Below are 3,592 nucleotides of genomic sequence, written 5' to 3' on the forward strand. Positions count from 1 at the left end.
GCCCACCCCCGCATGCAGTGCGGGAACAGGCCAGTGGGGCGCTGGGTGCGTCTGCCAGCGGAGCGGGTCCGCTCCGGTGCCCGGACGCATGTCCTGCGGCTTGCAGACCAGCGGATTGGGCCGGGCCGGAGCACCGGTATGCACGCTCGCCTCCATCCCGCCGGTCAAGCCCCGCCCTGCTGCCCCGGAGATCCTGGACGAGGGTGACGGGCGGGGTGATGCGCTGGCGACGCTGCGGTGGGCTGGTCAGGTGCCAGGCATCACCGCACCGGTAGGTGCGCAGCCCGGCGCCGGGCGCAGCGATGCTGGCGGCGTGCCGGGCGGTACGGCGGGTGGCGTAGCTGGCGCGTCCGCACCGTCCGCACAGGCCGAGCTGCAGGATGGCCAGCATCTCCAGCACCCGGTTGCGTCCGGCACGCTTGCTATGGCGGTTCGCGGTCATCGGCTCACCTCCCGCAGGTCGGTGGCGGGCTTGAAGATCAAGAGGTCTTCGTGCGCGGTGGCGCAGGCCGGGATGCCGCGATCGCGGGCCCGGCGGGTTTCGAGCATCTGGAAGAAGGAGGCCCGGTTGACCAGCCGGCCGTCACGCAAGCCCGCCAACAGGGCAGCGCACCGCCCGACAAGGACCAGACCGTTCTTGTTCGCGGTGTCGATGACCTGGCCGGGCAGGTCAATCAGCTCACCTTGGACCCGAATGGGGCGGACGGTCACCGCGATCACGCCTCGGGGCCGGAGCAGGCCGGCGCTGCCGGCCAGGATCTGGCCGAAGCCGTTCAGTAGGCCCGGGAGTGGATGGTGGGCGAGGTTGCCGCGGTCGGTGGAGTAGCGGTGGTGGCGCTTAACCACCTTGCCGCCGCCGTTGTCTCGGCCCGAGCGGATGTGCCCGTGCGTGCGGGACCCGTACGGCGGTGAGGTCAGCACCAACGCCGCCTGGCCGCGCCGGGCGCGGTAGATGGTGGCGATGTTGCGGGCGTCACCGCACGCCACCTGCGCACGGCCGGTCGCGCCCTTGGCACGGGCATGCCGCAGGTTGCCCAGGGTGAGGTGGACGAAGTCGGGTTCGTACTCCACCCCGGCGGCATCGCGGCCCAGGTGCACGGCTTCGACCAGAGTGGTGCCGATCCCGCACATCGGATCGACGACCAGGTCACCGGGCCGGGTGAAGGCGTCGATGACGGTGGCGGCGATGGCGGGCAGCATCTTGCCGGGGTGCCGCATCGACTCGGGCGTGTAGCGGCCCTGACGCTGCAGCCGGGATGGCCGCTGACCGGTGGCCAGCACCGACGCCAGCATCGACGAATGCCTCGGCGAGGTGGGCGCGTTGTGGTTCATCGCGCGTCCCCCTCCTGCCGGTCCCCGGGCTCCCTCGGCGGTTTGCTCAGCAAGGTGACGTCCGCGTGGACGCTGACGGGCGGCGGCAACACGCCGGAGCGGGTGTCGCGCAGCTCAGCCAGGTCGGCGGGCCCGGCCTGGACGACCAGAGCGTCTCCGTCGATCGGGACGCGCAGCGCGATGATGTGCTGGGCGTACCGGAACCCCAGCCCCTGGGCTTGGCGGATGATGCGCGGTGCGGGGTCGATAAGGCGCCCGGCCTGCTGGCGGGCGGTAGTGGTAATCGCCAGGACACCTCCGGGGCGCAGCACCTTCCACGCCGCAGCCAAGAACAGGCCCAGCTGTTCACTGGAGAGCATCCACAGGTCCGCCCGGCATGCCGGGCAGCCCGTCTGTGAACCTCGCTTCGGGTTGTGGCCGCCGGTCTCGTACGGCGGCGGGGCACCAATGACCAGAGAGACCTGGCCGAGGTCATCGGCCAGCCCTCTGGCCATCTGGTCGGGCCGGACAGGGCGCATCTGCACCCGCGTCAGCCGCCGCTGGTCCAGGGTGGCGCGGAGTCGGGTGCCGATGTGCCGGGCGAGCGGGAAGTGCGGGACCAGCGCGACGGCGCGGCGGTCGAGTTCGGCGGCGGCGACCAGCGCGGCTTCACTGGTGGTGAAGCCCTCGACGACCAGACCACCCTCGCCGGTGCAGGTGCTGATCAGGTGCCGGGCCAGTTCCCGTCCGATGCTCTGGCGGTGCTGGAGGCAGATCGTGCTGCCCGAGCCCGGTCGTCTCGGCTGGGAGGCCGGTTGGGGCGTCGGCTCATCGTTGTGAGGGTCCGAGCACAGCCAGACGGTCAGCGGAACCATTCGCCGCTGTCCCTGGGGCCGACTATTGCCGGCAGGTGGGTGGTTGGAGTTGGGCGGTGTGTGGTTCATCTGCTGGGTGACCCGAGACGGCCACCCGATCCCCGTGCACTGATGAAGCACCGCCAAGCGGCCCGATTTTCATGATCAGCCGCCCCATGGTTCGGTCAAGAAGGGCCGACCGTCCGATGACTTGACGCTCCCCTCGCATCGGGTATCGCAGAGGCCGAGAACGGCTACCGGCTCGGGTCTCACCGGGGCTTCCGGGCGCGCATTTCTTCCGCTGGGCGCCCCAAGACTTGATCAAGGATGACGCCTGAACCGTGAATTCGGGCCTGTTCGGCGGTGCTTCATGGGTGCCAGTCGAGATCACCGACGAACGGTGCGTTCTCGGACGGACGGCCAAGAGCCCGGTCCCCGCCGCAATCATCCGTCCCATGTGTCCCGTCAAGGAGGACGCCCGCAGTCCGAGGGCCGCACCGTTCGCCGGTGATCGCACGGCTGGCAGCCGCTTCCGCCATTCGAGATTCCGGAGACGCTGCCATGCGCACCCGCACGTACACCCGCCGCACTACCCATCGACTCATCGCGAATCGGCCTAGCCCTCACCGAGACCGCGGTCAGGCCCGCCACAACACCGGCACCGGCCGACTTGGCTCCGCCTCCACCGCACCTCAAAGGTCCACGCGCGATCGAGTACCGCGCAGGCCACGACCGTCCCGACGGCGTCTGGCGGCCGGGTCTCTGGTGTGGACGGCGGGGTGCGGGCTGAGTGCGCTGCTGGTCCCCGGGGTGGCCGAGGCCGGCACGGGTCTGGCGGCGGCCGGGTCGCTGGATGAGGTGATCCGCAATCTGCGGAACGTGATCGTGGGGCTGCTGGTGGGGTTGGCGACGTTGTTCGCCACGATCGGCGGGATCCGCCTCATGCTCGCGGGAGGCGATCCAGGCGAGGTGGAGGCCGGCAAGAGGACGCTGCGGTACGCCGCGATGGGGTACTCGGTGGCGGTGCTGGCTCCGGTTCTGGTCAAGCTGTTGCAGAGCATCGTTGGCGGGCCCTCGTGACACCCGCCAAGGCCTCGCACCCACCACCCGAACCGGTCGGGGGCGGGGTACCGCCGACCGCCGCTTGCAGGATCGCCGTCCTCATAGCGCTGGTGGCAGGCGCGTGGATGTGGATGTTCGCACAACCTTCGCAGGCTGGTGCCGACCCCGCACCGAGCCCGGCCCCAGCGGCACCTGCGCAGACCCCAGCCGTCGCACCTCCAGCCTCCCCATCACCGCCACCCCCGCCGCCAGCTTCGTCTCCAAGCCCGTCGCCATCGACCGGGTCCTCGCCGACACCGGCGAACCCCGGCGGCCCCGTCGGCCCCGGCACCGGTCCGCAGGGCACCGGAGAGCCTGGCCCGGGC

The 3,592-nt window shown here is 71.1% G+C and carries 3 protein-coding genes; 1 reads left to right on the top strand and 2 read right to left on the bottom strand.

The genetic code is table 11. From position 1 onward, the window contains the following. Positions 1-438 precede the first annotated feature (438 nt). Entirely contained in the window at positions 439-1,332 is an 894-nt protein-coding gene (locus tag ETD83_RS40550) for a TRM11 family SAM-dependent methyltransferase (protein ID WP_138650560.1), read from the bottom strand. Next, positions 1,329-2,186: a hypothetical protein gene (locus ETD83_RS40555; RefSeq protein WP_138650561.1), complete on the bottom strand. Its 858-nt coding sequence runs from the start codon at positions 2,184-2,186 to the stop codon at positions 1,329-1,331. The genes ETD83_RS40550 and ETD83_RS40555 overlap by 4 nt, the downstream gene beginning before the upstream one ends. A gap of 789 nt (positions 2,187-2,975) precedes the next feature. On the opposite strand from ETD83_RS40555, the gene ETD83_RS40560 reads away from it, so the two are divergent. After that, positions 2,976-3,245 (top strand): pilin, encoded by a 270-nt coding sequence (locus tag ETD83_RS40560; protein ID WP_205718169.1) that lies wholly within the window; start codon positions 2,976-2,978, stop codon positions 3,243-3,245. The last annotated feature ends 347 nt before the right edge of the window (positions 3,246-3,592 follow it).

It is taken from the genome of Actinomadura soli (assembly GCF_005889715.1).
Classification (GTDB): Bacteria; Actinomycetota; Actinomycetes; order Streptosporangiales; family Streptosporangiaceae; genus Spirillospora; species Spirillospora soli.